The 16,736-nt window shown below is 37.6% G+C and carries 17 protein-coding genes; 7 read left to right on the forward strand and 10 right to left on the reverse strand.

What is annotated here, in order from left to right; all coding sequences use genetic code 11:
• Positions 1 to 2: 2 nt before the first annotated feature.
• Positions 3 to 899, reverse strand: a complete 897-nt coding sequence (gene rsmH / locus JM84_RS14040; protein ID WP_041295670.1) for a 16S rRNA (cytosine(1402)-N(4))-methyltransferase RsmH — start codon at positions 897 to 899, stop codon at positions 3 to 5.
• Positions 886 to 1,356 (reverse strand): division/cell wall cluster transcriptional repressor MraZ, encoded by a 471-nt coding sequence (mraZ, locus tag JM84_RS14045; RefSeq protein ID WP_013751373.1) that lies wholly within the window; start codon positions 1,354 to 1,356, stop codon positions 886 to 888. The genes rsmH and mraZ overlap by 14 nt, the downstream gene beginning before the upstream one ends.
• Positions 1,357 to 1,671: 315 nt before the next feature.
• Here mraZ and JM84_RS14050 point away from each other — a divergent pair, with 315 nt between their 5' ends.
• Both JM84_RS14050 and yihA read left to right on the forward strand, forming a co-directional pair.
• The gene (locus tag JM84_RS14050) at positions 1,672 to 2,436 is read left to right on the forward strand and encodes an alpha/beta fold hydrolase (protein ID WP_013751372.1); all 765 of its coding nucleotides are present in this window, start codon (positions 1,672 to 1,674) and stop codon (positions 2,434 to 2,436) included.
• Positions 2,437 to 2,548: 112 nt separating this feature from the next.
• Positions 2,549 to 3,160 (forward strand): ribosome biogenesis GTP-binding protein YihA/YsxC, encoded by a 612-nt coding sequence (gene yihA / locus JM84_RS14055; RefSeq protein ID WP_013751371.1) that lies wholly within the window; start codon positions 2,549 to 2,551, stop codon positions 3,158 to 3,160.
• Positions 3,161 to 3,172: 12 nt separating this feature from the next.
• Here yihA and JM84_RS14060 read toward each other — a convergent pair whose 3' ends face one another.
• Genes JM84_RS14060 through gldB form a run of 3 tightly spaced genes read right to left on the reverse strand, consistent with a single transcriptional unit; the run spans position 3,173 to position 4,841 of the window.
• Positions 3,173 to 3,523 carry a hypothetical protein gene (locus JM84_RS14060; protein WP_013751370.1) on the reverse strand — a complete coding sequence of 117 codons (351 nt, stop codon included), beginning with the start codon at positions 3,521 to 3,523 and terminating at the stop codon, positions 3,173 to 3,175.
• Positions 3,524 to 3,542: 19 nt separating this feature from the next.
• A complete protein-coding gene (gene gldC, locus JM84_RS14065) occupies positions 3,543 to 3,884 on the reverse strand; it encodes a gliding motility protein GldC (RefSeq protein ID WP_013751369.1) in 342 nt (113 codons plus the stop codon).
• A gap of 3 nt (positions 3,885 to 3,887) precedes the next feature.
• Positions 3,888 to 4,841 (reverse strand): gliding motility lipoprotein GldB, encoded by a 954-nt coding sequence (gene gldB / locus JM84_RS14070; protein WP_261375759.1) that lies wholly within the window; start codon positions 4,839 to 4,841, stop codon positions 3,888 to 3,890.
• 112 nt (positions 4,842 to 4,953) lie between these two features.
• Here gldB and nadE point away from each other — a divergent pair, with 112 nt between their 5' ends.
• Both nadE and JM84_RS14080 read left to right on the forward strand, forming a co-directional pair.
• Entirely contained in the window at positions 4,954 to 5,763 is an 810-nt protein-coding gene (nadE, locus tag JM84_RS14075) for an NAD(+) synthase (protein WP_013751367.1), read from the forward strand.
• 124 nt (positions 5,764 to 5,887) lie between these two features.
• Complete coding sequence (locus JM84_RS14080) at positions 5,888 to 6,526, forward strand: response regulator (RefSeq protein WP_013751366.1); 639 nt, start codon at positions 5,888 to 5,890, stop codon at positions 6,524 to 6,526.
• On the opposite strand, the gene dnaG is transcribed toward JM84_RS14080, so the two are convergent.
• The 5 genes from dnaG to rsmG form a co-directional block, all read right to left on the reverse strand.
• Positions 6,523 to 8,499 (reverse strand): DNA primase, encoded by a 1,977-nt coding sequence (gene dnaG / locus JM84_RS14085; protein WP_013751365.1) that lies wholly within the window; start codon positions 8,497 to 8,499, stop codon positions 6,523 to 6,525. The genes JM84_RS14080 and dnaG overlap by 4 nt on opposite strands.
• A 193-nt stretch (positions 8,500 to 8,692) precedes the next feature.
• Positions 8,693 to 9,862, reverse strand: coding sequence for a hypothetical protein (locus JM84_RS14090; RefSeq protein ID WP_013751364.1), 1,170 nt, complete (start codon positions 9,860 to 9,862; stop codon positions 8,693 to 8,695).
• A gap of 51 nt (positions 9,863 to 9,913) precedes the next feature.
• Positions 9,914 to 10,714 (reverse strand): hypothetical protein, encoded by an 801-nt coding sequence (locus JM84_RS14095; RefSeq protein ID WP_013751363.1) that lies wholly within the window; start codon positions 10,712 to 10,714, stop codon positions 9,914 to 9,916.
• Entirely contained in the window at positions 10,698 to 11,267 is a 570-nt protein-coding gene (locus tag JM84_RS14100) for an RNA polymerase sigma factor (protein WP_013751362.1), read from the reverse strand. The genes JM84_RS14095 and JM84_RS14100 overlap by 17 nt, the downstream gene beginning before the upstream one ends.
• 153 nt (positions 11,268 to 11,420) lie before the next feature.
• Positions 11,421 to 12,050, reverse strand: a complete 630-nt coding sequence (gene rsmG, locus JM84_RS14105) for a 16S rRNA (guanine(527)-N(7))-methyltransferase RsmG (protein WP_013751361.1) — start codon at positions 12,048 to 12,050, stop codon at positions 11,421 to 11,423.
• Between the two features lie 199 nt (positions 12,051 to 12,249).
• Between rsmG and JM84_RS14110 the strand changes: the two genes are divergently transcribed.
• The 3 genes from JM84_RS14110 to JM84_RS14120 all read left to right on the forward strand — a co-directional run bounded on the left by JM84_RS14110 (position 12,250) and on the right by JM84_RS14120 (position 16,695).
• Positions 12,250 to 13,347: a fatty acid desaturase family protein gene (locus JM84_RS14110; protein WP_013751360.1), complete on the forward strand. Its 1,098-nt coding sequence runs from the start codon at positions 12,250 to 12,252 to the stop codon at positions 13,345 to 13,347.
• A gap of 111 nt (positions 13,348 to 13,458) precedes the next feature.
• On the forward strand, positions 13,459 to 14,643 hold the full coding sequence (locus JM84_RS14115) for a pyridoxal phosphate-dependent aminotransferase (protein ID WP_013751359.1): 1,185 nt from the start codon (positions 13,459 to 13,461) through the stop codon (positions 14,641 to 14,643).
• Between the two features lie 267 nt (positions 14,644 to 14,910).
• Positions 14,911 to 16,695 (forward strand): DUF885 domain-containing protein, encoded by a 1,785-nt coding sequence (locus JM84_RS14120; RefSeq protein WP_144784869.1) that lies wholly within the window; start codon positions 14,911 to 14,913, stop codon positions 16,693 to 16,695.
• Positions 16,696 to 16,736: the final 41 nt, after the last annotated feature.

The raw sequence follows: 16,736 nt of genomic DNA on the forward strand, positions 1-16,736 counted from the left end.
CCTTAAAGTTTTTCAGCGATTCTCAACTTTGCACTGCGCGCTCTGTTGTTTAATTTTATCTCTTTACTATCTGGAATAATGAGCTTCCCTACTTTCTTAAAAGGAACTTCAAAATTCCCATACATATCTTTCTCCGGCTCACCTTCAAACATCCCACTTCTTATATACCTCTTCACTAAACGATCTTCAAGCGAGTGATAGCTTATCAAGCTTATTCTCCCACCTGTATCAAGTAATTGCTCTGTTTGCATTAAAAACTCCTTAAGCACTTCAATCTCTTGATTTACTTCAATGCGAATTGCCTGGTAAATCTGAGCAAGTATTTTATGCTCTCTATGCTTAGGCAAAAACGGAGCTAACACTTTTTTGAGATGCTCACTTGTTTTTATAAACTGACTATTGCGCTCTTGCACGATAGTGCTAGCAAGCTTAGGCGCATTACGAAGTTCTCCGTACTGCCAGAACACCTGCCTTAAATCCTCCTCCTCATAATCATTGATCACGTTATAAGCAGATAAAGTATCTTTTTGATTCATTCTCATATCGAGATCACTCTCAAAACGAGTAGAAAAACCACGCTCTGCTACGTCAAATTGATGCGAACTCACCCCAAAATCACCAAGAATTCCATCTACTTTTTTCACACCATGAAAACGCATAAATCGCTTGATGTATCTAAAGTTTTCTGGAATAAGCGTGAATCGCTCATCCTCAATAATATTCTCTTGAGCATCTACATCTTGATCAAAACCATAAAGTTTCCCCTCAGGACCTAGCCTACTCAAAATCTCACGAGAATGACCACCACCACCAAAGGTGACATCTACATAGACGCCATCTGGCTTGATATTGAGACCATCTACGGTCTCTTTTAATAATACTGGGTTATGATAATCCATCTGGTACATCGCTATCTCCCATCACTTCCTCAGCAAGATCTGCAAAATCTACTGCTGCCTCATCAATGGCTTTTTCGTATAAATCCTTATCCCAAATCTCGAGAATATTGAAAGCAGCATTTACCACAATCGACTTCTCAAGTTTTGCAAAATTTCCTAAATCTTTCGACACTAAAACTCTTCCTGTTCCGTCAACTTCTACTGGCTTAACACCTGCATTGAAACGACGTATAAACTCATCATTCTTCTTATTAAAACGATTAAGCTTATTCACCTTTGCACTTAGCGTGTTCCACTCTGCAATAGGATATAACTCGAGGCACTTTTGAAACACAGCACGCTTAAGCACAAAACCATCCTGAAGGATAGGAGCCAGCTGCTTTTTAAACGCTTGAGGCAACATGAGTCGGCCCTTAGCGTCTATTTTACATTCGTATGTTCCAATGAGGTTAATCACTCGAGATAGATTAGTTTTTATGTATTAACTCAAATATAGCGCAAATATTACCACTTTTTACCACATTCTACCACTTTGTTGATAAGTTGTACCACCTTCCTCCACTTGTTAACAATATGTTGATGAGTAGAATTTTATAATTTTCTTTCTCTTCTGAGCTTAATTTTCTTTTTTTGCTTTCGCGAAAGCATAGTAAAACAACTTGCTATAACCTTAAAAATGCTCAGTATCATGCATTAAGACCATTGTAAAAAAAGCGCAACTAATCAAAACCGAAATAACTATATTTGCTTATACCGATTACTAACCACTTTTATGAAACACGACTTAATTACCGAAGGGAAATTTACTTATCTAGAAAAAGGCGAAGGGACACCAATTATCATTCTACATGGTTTAATGGGAGGCTTGAGTAATTTTGATGCAGTGACTTCTCATTTCTCGGAAAATGGGTATAAAGTGGTAATCCCGGAACTTCCAGTATACACGATGCCTCTTATCAAAACTGGGGTAAAATCGTTTGCTAAGTATCTTGACGAATTCATTGAAATGAAAGGCTATGAAGAAGTAATTCTTCTAGGTAATTCTATGGGTGGTCATGTGGGACTGTATCACACTAAAATGTCTCCGGAAAAAGTAAAGGCTCTTGTAATTACAGGCAGCTCTGGACTTTATGAAAGTGCGATGGGAGAAAGCTACCCTAAGCGTGGTGATTATGAGTACATCAAAAAGAAAGCACAAGGGGTATTTTATAATCCTGAGTGTGCTACCAAAGAAATTGTAGACGAGGTGTACGACACAGTAAACGATCGCAATAAATTACTTAAGACGCTTGCTATAGCAAAAAGCGCAATACGTCATAACATGGCACAAGACCTTCCAGACATGAATACACCGACTTGTATTATTTGGGGACGTCAAGATGGTGTTACTCCACCTGAGGTTGCAGAAGATTTTAATAAACTACTTCCAGACTCAGATCTGTTTTGGATAGAGGAATGTGGTCATGCAGCTATGATGGAAAAGCCTACAGAATTCAACGACGTTTTATTAAAGTGGCTTAAGGAGAGAGCATTTTAAGAATCTTCACCTACAACAAGCATACATAGCAACTCATACTCATTCTTGAGACTTTGAGCATATAATGTGCTCCATATTCTTTATTAAACGATTACATTACTATTTTTGCGATATGAAAATCAAGTCTGCCTCTTTTGTAGTAAGTAACTCCGAAGTCACAAAGTGCCCTAATACTCGCATCCCGGAATACGCCTTTATAGGCCGTTCTAATGTAGGAAAGTCTTCGCTTATTAATATGCTTACTAACCGTAAGAGTCTGGCCAAAACATCTGGAAGACCTGGTAAGACGCAGCTTATTAATCACTTCTTGATTAACGAAAACTGGCACCTCGTAGATTTACCTGGCTACGGATATGCTCGTGTATCTAAGAAAGATAAAAAATACTTCCAAAAATTCATTACAGATTATTTTGAGCAACGCGAGCAAATGATCTCTGCCTTTGTGCTTGTAGATTGTCGTCACGAGCCTCAAAAAATAGATATGGAATTTATGGAATATCTCGGAGAAAAAGAGATTCCATTTTCTATCATTTTCACCAAAGCAGATAAGCTACGTCCTCAAGCACTAGAACGTAATATAGAAGTCTACAAAAAGATTATGCTTGATGGTGTATGGTGGGAATTTCCTAAATACTTTGTGAGCAGCGCTTCTCATGGTGATGGTCAAGATGAAATTTTAGGCTACATAGAAGACCTCAATGAAAACCTAAAGCCGGGTTACTAATAACTAGGTCGATTAATAGGATTCTATAATTTTATTGACTTGCTCAATAAGTTCTTGAGAAGATGCAATACCAGCAAATATATCTGCACTTATTACAACCTCCAGACCAGCTTCTGTAACTGCTAGCACCAAAGGAAATTCATACTTAGGCAACCACTTAGATTTATAAGCTTTTAAAAACTCATCCTTGTGAAGAAATTCTAATGGAGTATGTACGCTTTCGCGAAAGCGTAACCATTCCTCCTTTTCCTTAAACACTCCATGAGTAATCTCACAGAGTGCACATTGATAGGTTTGTGGACGCACCACTTTATGAGCTGCGTCTAAAAGGGCGTTTATTGCGCCAGAGTTTGCGTTGTACACAAACAATAGTTTGTGAAGCTTACTTTTTATCTTCAAGGTCAAGGTGTTCTGCAAAATAATCTGCAAAATCTTTCATAGTATCTGCCATTTTCTCATCATTTGTAGCACGACGAAAAGACTCTGTCATACCCACAAGTACTTGGTGAAAAAATTGCTGCATCTCATCTACAGGCATATCTTTTGTCCATAAATCAATACGTACAGTTTCCTTTTGGTTAGGATCCCATAAAGAAAGAAGCATTGCTTTTGCTTCCTCGTTTGCTACTCCACCATCACGTGCAGTCCAAGCCATACTTTCTGGAACACGATTCTCATCAAGTTCGATTGCTATTTTAATTTCAGATTTTTCTTTCTTAGCCATTCCTTAGGGTTTGTATTTTGCGTTTGCAAAGATAATAGTTGCATCTTGATTCAATAAGACTTTAAGCGACACATCGTTGTTATCCATATATGATTTTACAATCTCATGACCTATATATCTCCCCACTCGACCAGGTGTCTCATTGTCAAAGGAAAGATAGAATTTTGAGAAAGGCGCTGGATTAATAAAACGACTTAAAAGCTTTCTATCTGTACTATATAACAGTTCGTTTTTTACAAAGAACTCCCACATATTTTTTTCATTCTCTTGTGCAAACAATAACTCCTCAGGTGTATAACCTAATATTTCATGTGCAGGTGTCTCACTAAGCAATAGCTGCATGAGGTATAGTTTTTTACCTTCATGTATGATCTCAGAAAGGAAATCCTTTTGACGTAATCTATTAGCTTTAGTTTTTGCAAATGCAGCTGCTATATCAACTGGCATCTGCTCTTTTCTAAAATTCTTGCTTTGAAATTTTGGAATACCTACATAAAAATGATGGTCTGCACCTAAGTACGTATCTAATCCTATTAACAAGAGGCTGTCTGCAAGTACCACTTTATTTCTATAATCTACCTCTGTCGTTAAGGTTACAATCTTAGGAACTGTAGTTTCTGGGAAGTAATACTTAATATGACGAAAAAGATCTTCTATGGAAGCTTTTTCACTCTTAAAATCCGGAAAGACTTTTGCAATCTCCTCGTTAATTTCTAGCTGTATAGTATCTGTAAAACGTTGTGCCCAGTACTCATCAGGAATTTTTTTTGAAAACAAATACGGAAACTCTGCTTTTAGTGACGCTAGATCTTCCTTTGAAGCAGCTGCAAACAGTTGATCAAATCTTCTCACCTTCATATCTACAGACATTGCTTTGATTTCTGGTGGAGTCTTTGTGTCTTCTGTACAACTAGTAAGGCATACCAGCAATGACAGAATTATAAGTATTTTATTCATAGAGTTTGTATCTTTATATTCAAGAAAAACGAGTCCTTTTCTTAAAGTGTATATTTTATACATTTAAGGATACAAAAGTACCAATTTAAAGCACTTCAAAACAGAGCAACCTATGCAAACCGATAAAGTAGTAGACCACATTGTAAACTGGCTTAAAGAATATGCAACAAACGCCCGAATGACTGGCTTTGTAATAGGTATAAGTGGCGGTATTGATAGTGCACTTACCTCAACACTTTGTGCAAAAACTGGACTACGTGTTCTCTGTGTAGAAATGCCAATACATCAAGATGAACGCCAGGTGACTCGTGCTAAGGAGCATATCAACCAGCTCAAAAAGCGTTTTGCAAATGTCTCGAGCTTAGAGGTGAATCTTACAGAAACCTTTGAACAATTAAAAAGCGCAGTCCCAACTGCAGAAGACAGCGAGCAGCTCAACCTAAGCCTAGCAAACACAAGAGCTAGACTTCGCATGAGTACCTTATATTACTTTGCGGGTCTTCATAAATACCTCGTTGCTGGTACAGGTAATAAAGTAGAAGACTTCGGCGTAGGATTTTACACAAAGTATGGTGATGGCGGTGTTGACCTCAGCCCTATTGCAGACCTTATGAAATCTGAAGTTTTTGAACTTGCAGCAGCAGTTGGCGTTCCAGAAAGCATACAGAACGCAGCTCCAACCGATGGCTTATGGGGAGATGATCGTACGGATGAAGATCAAATAGGCGCAACTTATGACCAACTTGAATGGGCAATGCATCAAGATGAGTTACTTAAGAGTGGTGATAATAACAAAACTGTTGAAGCTTTCACTACAGAACAACGACGAGTTTTTGATCTTTATAAGAAATTAAACACTGCCAATTTGCACAAAATGAACCCTATACCGGTCTGCAATATCCCCGTTAACCTAAAAAAGTAGGTATTTGAACGAATAAATCATCAAAAAGGTTAAAACTATAAACAATTGAGCGTACTTTGCAGTGCAAACAAACAAGTACTACCCCTCAATCACTTGTTTCATTACTTGTTAAACAAAATAACTAATGAACAAAGTTTTAATAGCAGACCACCACCCAATAACGCGTAAAGGAATTACTTCCATACTTCTCGCGGAAGGGAACTATGAAGTTATAGGACATGTTAACGATGGTAATGACCTACTTAACACCCTGACTACAACAGAGATTGACATCCTCATTCTCGAGATAGACATCCCCAACCTCAATAGTATTACTGCACTAAAGGCTATAAAAAGAGAATTTCCTCACATCAAGATACTAGTATTAAGTTGTCATCCAGAAGAGATGTACGCTTTAAGTGCTATAAAATATGGAGCTTCTGGTTATGTAGCAAAGACCGCTTCTATACAGCGCGTGCTTAATGCCATAAACCAAGTACAGCGAGGAGGAATCTATCTTAATGAAGCCCTTAGCCAGAGACTCGTAAGTGATGGTAACGCAACACAAGGACTAGCATTTAAGTACAAAAAACTCTCTAGTAGAGAGATAGAAGTATTAAACTTATTATCTAATGGAAAGCGCAATAAGGAAATTGCAGCAGAGCTAGACATTAATGAGAAGACAGTAAGTACTTATAAAATGAGACTCCTTAAAAAACTAGAAGCACAAAACGTTGCAGAGCTTATAAAGCACGCAAGATTATTACAGAGCAGTCACGTTTAGACCGATAGTACTCGCCCTAGTTTATTACCTAGCAATGTATTGAGAGATTGATAATCGAGAATATCTTTAATGATTTCTTTATTATCAGTACTATCCTTGGTTTGATTCATCAACTCTTTTATCTTTTCTGTAATAAGATATTTTCTAAGACTCAATACTGTTTCGGTAACAAACTGCCCCACAGAAGTATCTTTCTTACGCACATAAACCTCTCGTGTATCCCAGCGGTGAAGCTCATACTTCTCATCATTGAGAATAATATTAGATATCTCACTAGCTTCCTCTGGAGCTAGCTCATTTATAAAGTTCTGAACCTGGAAATTATTATCCAAATGCATTTGTGCCACTATTTTACCATAGAGCACCTTAAAGAGGTCATTTGTAAATTCCACCTCATCGTCTTGAAGATCTAAATATATTTTCTCAAAAACTCTTGCCTTATGAATGATGGGCTCTAGCTCAAGACTACCATCCTCATTTTCTTTGAGAACAAGATCTTCAAAATCCTCCTCTACCTGGCCATATAAAAGTAAAGACTCTATAAGTTTGCGCTCAAGTTCATAAAGCACATTAACTTTCTCAACAGCATTAGGCATCTCATCTGGCACCACAGACATATATTCTGGTGGTGGTGATTGATTACCTCGATCTTGTTTTACAGTTTCCTTTTTATCTTTTTTAAGTATTTGAGCAAGCGTATTATAAAGAACTGTTTCAGAAACCTCCATGATACGTGCACACTCTTGCACATATATTTCTTGCTTTATGGCATCAGGTATTTTTGAAATACTCTCCACCATATCACGCACAGTATCTGCCTTTTTAATAGGATCACCAGCTGCCTCTTTTACAAGAAGATTTGCTTTGTACTGTATAAAGTCTTTTGCATTTTCATCAAAGAACGCGACGATTTCTTCTTTACTATGCTTTCGCGAAAAAGAATCTGGGTCCTCACCCTCTGGAAAAGAACACACCTTTACGTTCATTCCCTGCTCGAGAATCAAATCAATCCCTCTTAGTGCAGCTCGCTGTCCTGCGGCATCACCGTCAAAGAGAACCGTAATATTTTTTGTCAAACGATTTACTAATCGTATTTGCTCTGGAGTAAGTGCCGTTCCAGAAGAGGAAACCACATTCTCAATACCAGATTGAAACATCTGTATCACATCTGTATATCCTTCTACTAGGTAACAGTTATCTTCCTTTGCTATAGATTGCTTTGCATAATAGATACCATAAAGCACTTTACTCTTATGGTAAATATCACTCTCTGGCGAGTTGAGATACTTTGCAGCTTTCTTACTACTATCTAATATTCTACCCCCAAAACCAAGCACACGACCACTCATAGAGTGTATAGGAAACATTACTCGACCTTTAAATCGGTCAAATTGTTTCTCCTCCTTTACAATGGATAGTCCAGTTTTTTCTAAGTAATCTAGTTTGTATCCTTGACGTATGGCCTCACTTGTAAAAACATCCCATTGATCAGGATTATAACCTAACTCAAATTTTTCAATAGTTGCTGCCGTAAAACCTCTTTCCTTAAAATATGAAAGACCTATTGCCTTTCCTTGTTCAGAGTTGAGCATTGTTTTATGGAAGTAATCACGAGCATACTCACTCACGAGATACATACTCTCACGCTCATTTGCAGCCTCCTTTTGCTCATCTGTACGCTCTGTCTCCTCTATCTCAATGTTGTACTTTTTGGCAAGGTACTTTATGGCTTCTGGATAGCTAAAATGCTCATGTTCCATTAAGAATGAAACAGCAGAGCCTCCTTTTCCTGTAGAGAAATCTTTCCAAATTTGCTTCACAGGACTCACCATAAAACTAGGCGTACGCTCGTCAGAAAATGGAGAGAGCCCTTTAAAATTTGACCCCGACTTTTTAAGAACTACAAAATCGCCTATCACCTCCTCTACACGAGCAGTTTCAAAAACTTTATCTATGGTTTCTTTGGATATCAAGACAGTACAGCGTGTTAATTAAGAAGTGCCAATGGCAGCCTGCAAAAGTACTTCAAAATACAACAGTTTTCAATAGAAATAGCTGTAAGCTGTGTACAAAATCGAATCACTTAGAAATAGAAATAGCCCAGACATTTAAATATCTGAGCTATTATTTTTTTAATCACGCTTTCGCGAAAGCGTAACAACTAACCTATAAGTCTAATCGCAATCCAAGAGAAACGTTATTTACCTCTCCCAGCTCTACCGTTTTAAACGCCGAACTCAAATCGTACTTAGCATACAAGCTCAGGTCTCCAGTCACTCTTATGTAACTTGACAGTCCGTAAACTAAGTTATCACCGTCGTAGTCTTGACGTGATTTCGTTTTTACACGGTCGCCATTTTCTTTATATTTTAATTTTTGCTGAGTTCCTAAGCGCACCCCTGCATATCCACCTATTCCCATTCTAAATTTACCACCCGTTCTGTAACGCACATAATCTTCCTTCTGTTCTTTTTTCCATCCTCCGAATTCAAAATGCAACGGCACCACAAGGTTTGTCACTCTGATTTTTGCCTTTTTAAGATCAAATGGAAATTCTTGAAAAGTATTTTCTCCGTCAACACTTTCTAGAGTTCTGTTGTCTTTAATAGATAAGAAATTGCTCTGTAAGGAGAGTCCGTACTTAAACTGTAGCGCTCCCGAATTTTTAAAAACTCTCGTTTTCCAAGCATAACCTAACTCCACAAACGTAGATTTACCTATAGAAAAGTCATCACCTATATCTGCATTATCACTTATTGCATTATTAAGACCCATTGCAAAAACGGTTTCTCCATAGGTGCGCCTGTCATAATTCATGGTAGAGGGCTTATTCCTATTTACAGCGATACCTATCACCCTATTTCCATCTTGATCCATACTACCCAGTCCTATCTCAATATTGTTTCCTTTTGATGGATTAATGTGTCCAGTGCGTTTTACTAGTTCAATTTGGTTATCAATAATTGCTAGTTCGTTTTCAATATTAAGAGCAACCTCTTCGGCAGCTTCTTTCTTACGCTGCTCGATTTCATCAAGGGAATATGTATCCTCATTTTTAAATTTATTCAATGACTCTATTCGAGATTTTAAAACTTGCTTCCAGTCTTCTATTACTTGCTCTCGTCTTTCTTTGAGAACTTCAACCTGCTCTTGTCTAAATCCACTAATTAAGTCTTTATTCTTGTCTTCAAAATCTACAAGTTTTTCCTTTATCTCTCGTTGCTTCTTTTCTCTTTTACTTTCTGTCTCCACAGGCGATTCTGTGTCTTGCGCATGCACATTTTGGGCAAAGATGATCACTGTTGCCGCTAGGGCAATTTTAATAATTGACTTCATAATTGTTTTTGTTTTGTGCGCTCGATGATGGCGCGTTATTGATGAATTTTCTTAATTATCTTTATTTGCAACTGCCTCTACGGCTCTATTAAACTCTTTTTTAAGCGTACGGAACATTCTATCTTTAAAAGAGTCTGGATCTATAGCCGCCTCAACATCTAGCAGTAATTCGTTTGCATTTACCACTGGAGTTTGTGCTTCATAGATTTTCTGTCGCTTTATTTCAGTTTGTGCATTTTTAAGTAGCATATCGACCTCATCATCAGTTACAGAAAAATCACTTGCATCAGCAACTGTTACGCCATTATTTTCTTGAGACACATAAGCCTTGTTAAATGACTTATCACTTACCATTCCGTCATTTTCCTTATCTACCTTAGCTACGGCATAGTTTTTAGTTGAAGCAACTGTGGCTGTTGGCTTATAATTATTGCGGTATGTTTTGGTAGCAGCAGTATTAGTTTTTTGCTTCGCATCACGCTTTCGCGAAAGCGTAACTTCATCCTTCTCCACCTCTGCTGCAGCATCTTTTTCTACAACCCCTACCATCTGTATGTTCTCAGTGTTCCTTACATCAATATTACTTGCATCTTCTTTATCGATGGTATTATTAATAGTTTCTGGCGTTTGTACTATTTGATTTTCTATTCCATCAGTATCATCTCCAAAAATGATAGCTGTAAGAAAAACACCTGCAATAAAGCTAGCCGCAATAGCAAGCCAGAACACTATGCCATTTTTCTTTTTACCCTGCTCCGTCTCAAGTTTACCCTCTATACGATCCCAAGCAGATGCGGTAGGTGCTATACGGCGACCTTCCAACTTTTCTTTAAAATTATCTTCTAACTTCATTGGTCACATTATTAATTAATTCTTCTTCAAGTTTTGCTTGCAATTGCCTCCTTGCTTTAAATAATTGACTTTTTGAGGTGCTCTCACTTATTCCTAGTGTAGTCGCTATTTCCTTATGTTTGTATCCTTCTATAGCGTACATTATAAAGACTACACGGTATCCCTCTGGCAGATCATCTATTAAACTCTGGATGTGTGCCACCTCGAGATCTGTCTGGATATTATTTATAGCATCGTTACTCTCAATCTCACCATCTTCTTTGAAATACAATTTCTTTAACGCACGCAAGTAAGAAATGCTCTCTCTTACCATAATCCTGCGTATCCATCCCTCAAAGCTTCCTGCATTTTTAAAACTATCTAGCTTTGTAAATACTTTTAAAAACCCATTACACATAGCCTCCTCTGCCTGGTGAACATCCTTTATATAATAACGACACACACTTAGCATCTTAGGCGCGTGCTGCTCATAGAGTGCTCGTTGAGCATCTCTATTGCCTTTTATAGCTTTTTTAATAAGCTGTTTCTCGTTATTAAACTGTATGACTTTCATACTTGATTGATGGGTTTCTATCTATAAAGACGCAGGCTCTTTGTAAAAGGTTGCCTCGTAAATTTAAAAAAGTTTTAAAATGAAAAAATTCCAAAGTCTACAATAAGCATTCTTACTATAAACTTTGGAATTAAATATATGACTATAAAAGTTTTACCCCTTAAACTTCATAGGTAAGTGTACTACCTTTTTAGTTTCGAAAAACTCTTCTTCAAAAAATAAAGGAAGTTCATAGATGGTGGTAGTCGTGTACTTTTGAAGCTCTTCTGTAAGATCGCCACCTTTTAAGTAAAGAATTCCATTCTTGAGTTCGTGAGTAGACTTTTTGGCAATACGACCTTTTACCCAGTGCACAAATGTTTCCATTTGGGCTACTGCGCGAGAAACTACAAAGTCATATTGATCTTTTACGGTCTCAACGCGATCGTTTGTTGTCTTTACATTTGTAATACCAAGACCCTCTACAACCTCGTTTACTACTTTGATTTTTTTACCAATGCTATCTACTAGGTGAAAATTCACCTCTGGGTGTAGTATCGCTAGTGGTACTCCTGGAAATCCTCCTCCAGTACCCACGTCAAGAATTTTACTTCCAGGGTTAAATCGCTGTATCTTTGCAATGCCCAGTGAGTGTAGTACATGACGTAAGTATATTTCATCAATATCCTTACGGCTCACAACATTGATTTTAAGATTCCAGTCGTGATATAAATCCTTCAATTTTGAGAATTGCTCAATTTGAGTTTCGGTGAGATCAGGAAAGTATTTTAATATGATATCCATTAGTAGTATATTAGGACTGTAAAAGTACCATTTTACTCCCTATTATTTTAACGCAGGTTCATAGCTGTGAGCGGGATTAAGTATTACTTTTACAACGCTATTATAAAAGAAAAACTTTTTCGCGAAAGCGAGAGAAAAACGCTATGCAGAGTGCAATATCTTGAATTAAAGTGCGCTATGTAAGGGTAATTACATTATTATGGAAAATACAATTAAATTTTCGCGCACGGACTCAGCAAAATTCTTCAGAACGCTGAATAAACGTGTAAATTCTTATTTTAAAGAAAATGATATTAAACGCACAGGTAACTGGAAATTGTACCTCAAGGCGATTATCATGTTTGCTATATACTTAGTACCTTATTTTTTATTCTTGACCCTTGATATGCCTACGTGGCTACAATTACTTCTTACTGTTGTAATGGGTGTAGGAATGGCTGGAATAGGTATGAATGTAATGCATGATGGAAATCACGGTTCATTTTCTAGTAAAAAATGGGTCAACAAATTAATGGGTAGTAGTATTTATATACTAGCTGGTAATGTGTATAACTGGCAAGTACAACACAATGTACTTCACCACACGTATACTAACATACACGGCCATGATGAAGATATGGAAGCTGGACGCGTATTACGTTTCTCAAAACACGGTAAGTGGCATTGGGCTCATAAATTCCAGCAGTATTACTCTGTATTTTTATATGGACTCCTTACTTTTAATTGGGCGCTCACTACAGATTTCTTCCAAATGAAACGCTACATGAAGCGCAAACTATCTTATGGAAAACTACAAAGTCCTGCGAGACAATGGAGCACACTACTTATTACTAAAGCTATCTATCTAGGTATGTGGATTGTAATCCCGATGATTGTGATGGATCTTGCATGGTGGAAAATTCTCATAGGATTCTTTATTATGCATTATGTAGCTGGAGTAATTTTAAGTGTGATTTTTCAACTTGCACACATGGTTGAAGATGCTCACATGCCATTACCTGATGAAACAGGAACCATGAAAAATACGTGGGCGATACACCAATTATTTACTACAGTTAATTTTTCTACTAAAAACAGAATCATGAACTGGTTTTCTGGAGGTTTAAACCACCAAGTAGAACACCATATTTTCCCTCACATTAGTCACGTACACTATACAAAGATTAGTAAGATTGTAAGAGAAACAGCAAATGAATTTAACCTTCCTTATCATGAATATGAAACAACAAGAAAGGCGCTCGTTGCTCACTTCAATCACCTAAAAAACATGGGAATGAAACCTGCGATTACTGCATAAAACAAGCCTAATTTTTCAGAAAATATCAAGTGCCAAATCCCTAAAGGATTTGGCACTTTTTGTTAACTTGCAGTACAAAACTTATATCAACATAATTTATAATCTCCTAGTATGAATAAACTATCTACCCGTGTAACAGAAATGGCTACCTCTGCAACACTAGCAATGGCTGCCAAAGCAAGAGAATTAAGAGCAGAAGGAAAAGATATTATAGGTTTAAGCCTAGGAGAACCAGATTTTAATACTCCAGACTTTATAAAGGATGCCGCAATACAGGCTATAAATGACAACTATAATTCATACACCCCTGTAGACGGTTATGTAGAGCTAAAAGAGGCTATTATCACAAAATTTAAAAGAGACAACAAGCTCGATTACAAATTACCACAAATTGTAGTTTCTACTGGAGCAAAACAATCACTAGCTAATATTGCATTAGTATGTCTTGACCCAGGTGACGAGGTAATACTACCATGCCCTTACTGGGTAAGCTACTCAGATATTGTAAAAATAGCAGAAGGCGTACCTGTTGAAGTACCAACTTCTATAGACACTAATTTTAAAATGACTCCTGAGCAGCTTGAGGCGGCTATTACTCCTAAGACTAAGATGCTTTGGTATAGCTCTCCTTGTAATCCTTCAGGATCTATTTACAGTAAAGAAGAATTACGCGGCCTAGCAGATGTTCTTGTAAAATACCCAAACATCATCGTTGTGAGCGATGAGATATATGAGCACATCAACTATGTAGGTGAGCACGCAAGTATGGCTCAGTTTCCAGACATGTATGATCGTACGGTTACTGTAAATGGTGTGTCAAAAGCTTTTGCAATGACGGGATGGCGTGTAGGTTACATAGGCGGACCAGAATATATTGCACGTGCGTGTAATAAAATGCAAGGACAGATTACTAGTGGCACAAATTGTATTGCTCAACGTGCTGTGATAACAGCTCTAGAAGCTCCAGTAAGCAAAGTGCAATACATGATAGACGAGTTTAAAAGTCGTCGCACTTTGATACTAGACTTACTAAATGATATTGAAGGATTTAAATGCAACGAGCCAGAAGGTGCATTTTATGTATTCCCGAATATCTCATACTACTTCGGAAAAACACTAGGTGGAACAAAAATTGAAAACGCATCAGATTTTTCACTCTACTTACTTGAAGCGGCAAATGTTGCGACGGTTACTGGTGAAGCATTTGGAAATCCAGATTGTATACGTATATCTTATGCAGCTAGTGTAGACAACATAAAAGACGCAATGAAGCAGATTAAAGCTGCTGTTTCATAGTTCTTATTAATTACGCTTTCGCGAAAGCATAACAAAACAAAACCCGCTAATCTCTTAGCGGGTTTTTTAATATCTGTAATTCCACAATAAGTCTTAATATTCTTCTGCGTAATAAGGCACCCAAGCGACCATATAATTTACTTGTGAATAAGTATCTTAGTAACGTAATAGTGAGTGTGAGAATACCGCTTTCGCGAAAGCGCAACAAACACCTTAAAACAACGTAAACTGCAGAAAACTATAGCTGCAACATCTATAACCTTCCTTATGAAAAAAACACTACTCGCAGGAATAATGGCCTTAAGCCTAATAGCCTGTAAAAACGATGCCACAACAGAAACAGCTAGTACGACAGACACTTCAGTAGCTTTTAATAATGTGCTAGACAACTATTATGAAGATGGACTAAAACTTAATCCGCTTAACGCGACGATGTCTGGTGATAATAGATATAATGACAAATTTCCAGATGCATTATCTCAATCTCATAAGGATGCAGTAAAGACTTATTATAGTTCGTACCGTGACTCTATCCAGCAGTTTAACGACAGTGACCTTACGGACACAGAGAAGATGAGTAAAGAGGTATTACTCTGGGATATTGCGATCAATCTAGAAGGTATGGAGTTTAAAAAAGACCTTACTCCTATAGACCAGATGTGGTCTCCACATCTTATGTTTGGCCAACTTGCGAGTGGAGCGAGTGCTCAACCATTTAACACTGTAGAAGATTATCGAAACTGGCAAACACGTGTAGACGAATACCTTATCTGGCTCAACAGTTCAGAGCAAAATATGCGTCAAGGAATGACAGAAGACTACGTACTTCCTAAGTCGCTTATTAAAAAAATCATCCCACAAATGGATGCTATGACAGAGGCAACTGTAGAAAATCACTTGTTTTACAAGCCCGTAGCAAACTTTCCAGAAGGAATAACAGACGAAGATAAAAACACTTTACGCACAGATTACGTTGCGATGATAGAAGGTAAAGTAATCCCTGCTTATGCAAAGATGCGCGACTTTTTACAAAATGAGTATCTAGCTGCTGGTCGTGATAGCTCTGGCTATAGTGACCTACCTGCAGGTAGCGATTATTATGACTATGCTATCAAGCTCTACACTACTACTACAATGAGTGCAGACGAGATACACCAACTCGGCCTGAGCGAGGTTACTCGCATACGTACTGAGATGGAAAAAGTAAAAGAGCAAGTTGGCTTTAAAGGAGACCTCAAAGCATTTTTTGATGATGTTCGTACTAACAAAAAACTAATGCCGTACAGTACTCCAGAAGAAATCATTGCAAATTTTAATGCAATGCATGAGACTATAAAGCCTCAAGTAGATTTACTTTTTAGCGTGCAACCTAAGACAGCTTTTGAAGTGAGACAGACAGAAGCATTTAGAGAGAACTCTGCAAGTGCGGAGTACAATCCTGGATCGCTGGATGGAACTCGACCAGGTATATTCTATACCCCTATACCAGATGCTAGTTCATATAATGTATATTCAGATGAGTCATTATTTTTACATGAAGCTGTCCCTGGACACCACTTTCAAGTTTCTCTAACACAAGAAAGCGAGACACTACCACAGTTTAGAAAAACATTATGGTATAGCGCATATGGTGAAGGCTGGGCATTATATACAGAATCGCTTGGTAAAGAATTAGGTCTTTACACAGACCCATACCAGTATTTTGGAACATTAGGAGCTGAGATGCACCGCGCAGTTAGACTTGTAGTAGATACTGGAATCCACACTAAAGGATGGAGCCGTGAGAAGGCGATTGCTTATTGTCTAGAAAATGAAGCAGAAAGTGAAGCTGGTATTACATCAGAAATTGAGCGCTATATGGCAAATCCGGGACAAGCGCTTTCTTATAAAATTGGCCAACTTAAAATTAGAGAGTTGCGCACAAAAGCAACCCAAGAGTTAGGTGATAAATTTGATATCAGAGAGTTTCACAAAGAAGTACTTGAGACGGGATGTATCCCACTTGCACTACTTGAGGAAAAAATTAATGGTTGGATAGAAGAAAGTAAATAATACCGCTTTCATGCAAGTGAAGTTTACACAGAGCTTGCCGA

Origin of the sequence: Dokdonia sp. Hel_I_63, from assembly GCF_007827285.1 — a bacterium.
In the GTDB taxonomy this organism is placed as follows: Bacteria; Bacteroidota; Bacteroidia; order Flavobacteriales; family Flavobacteriaceae; genus Dokdonia.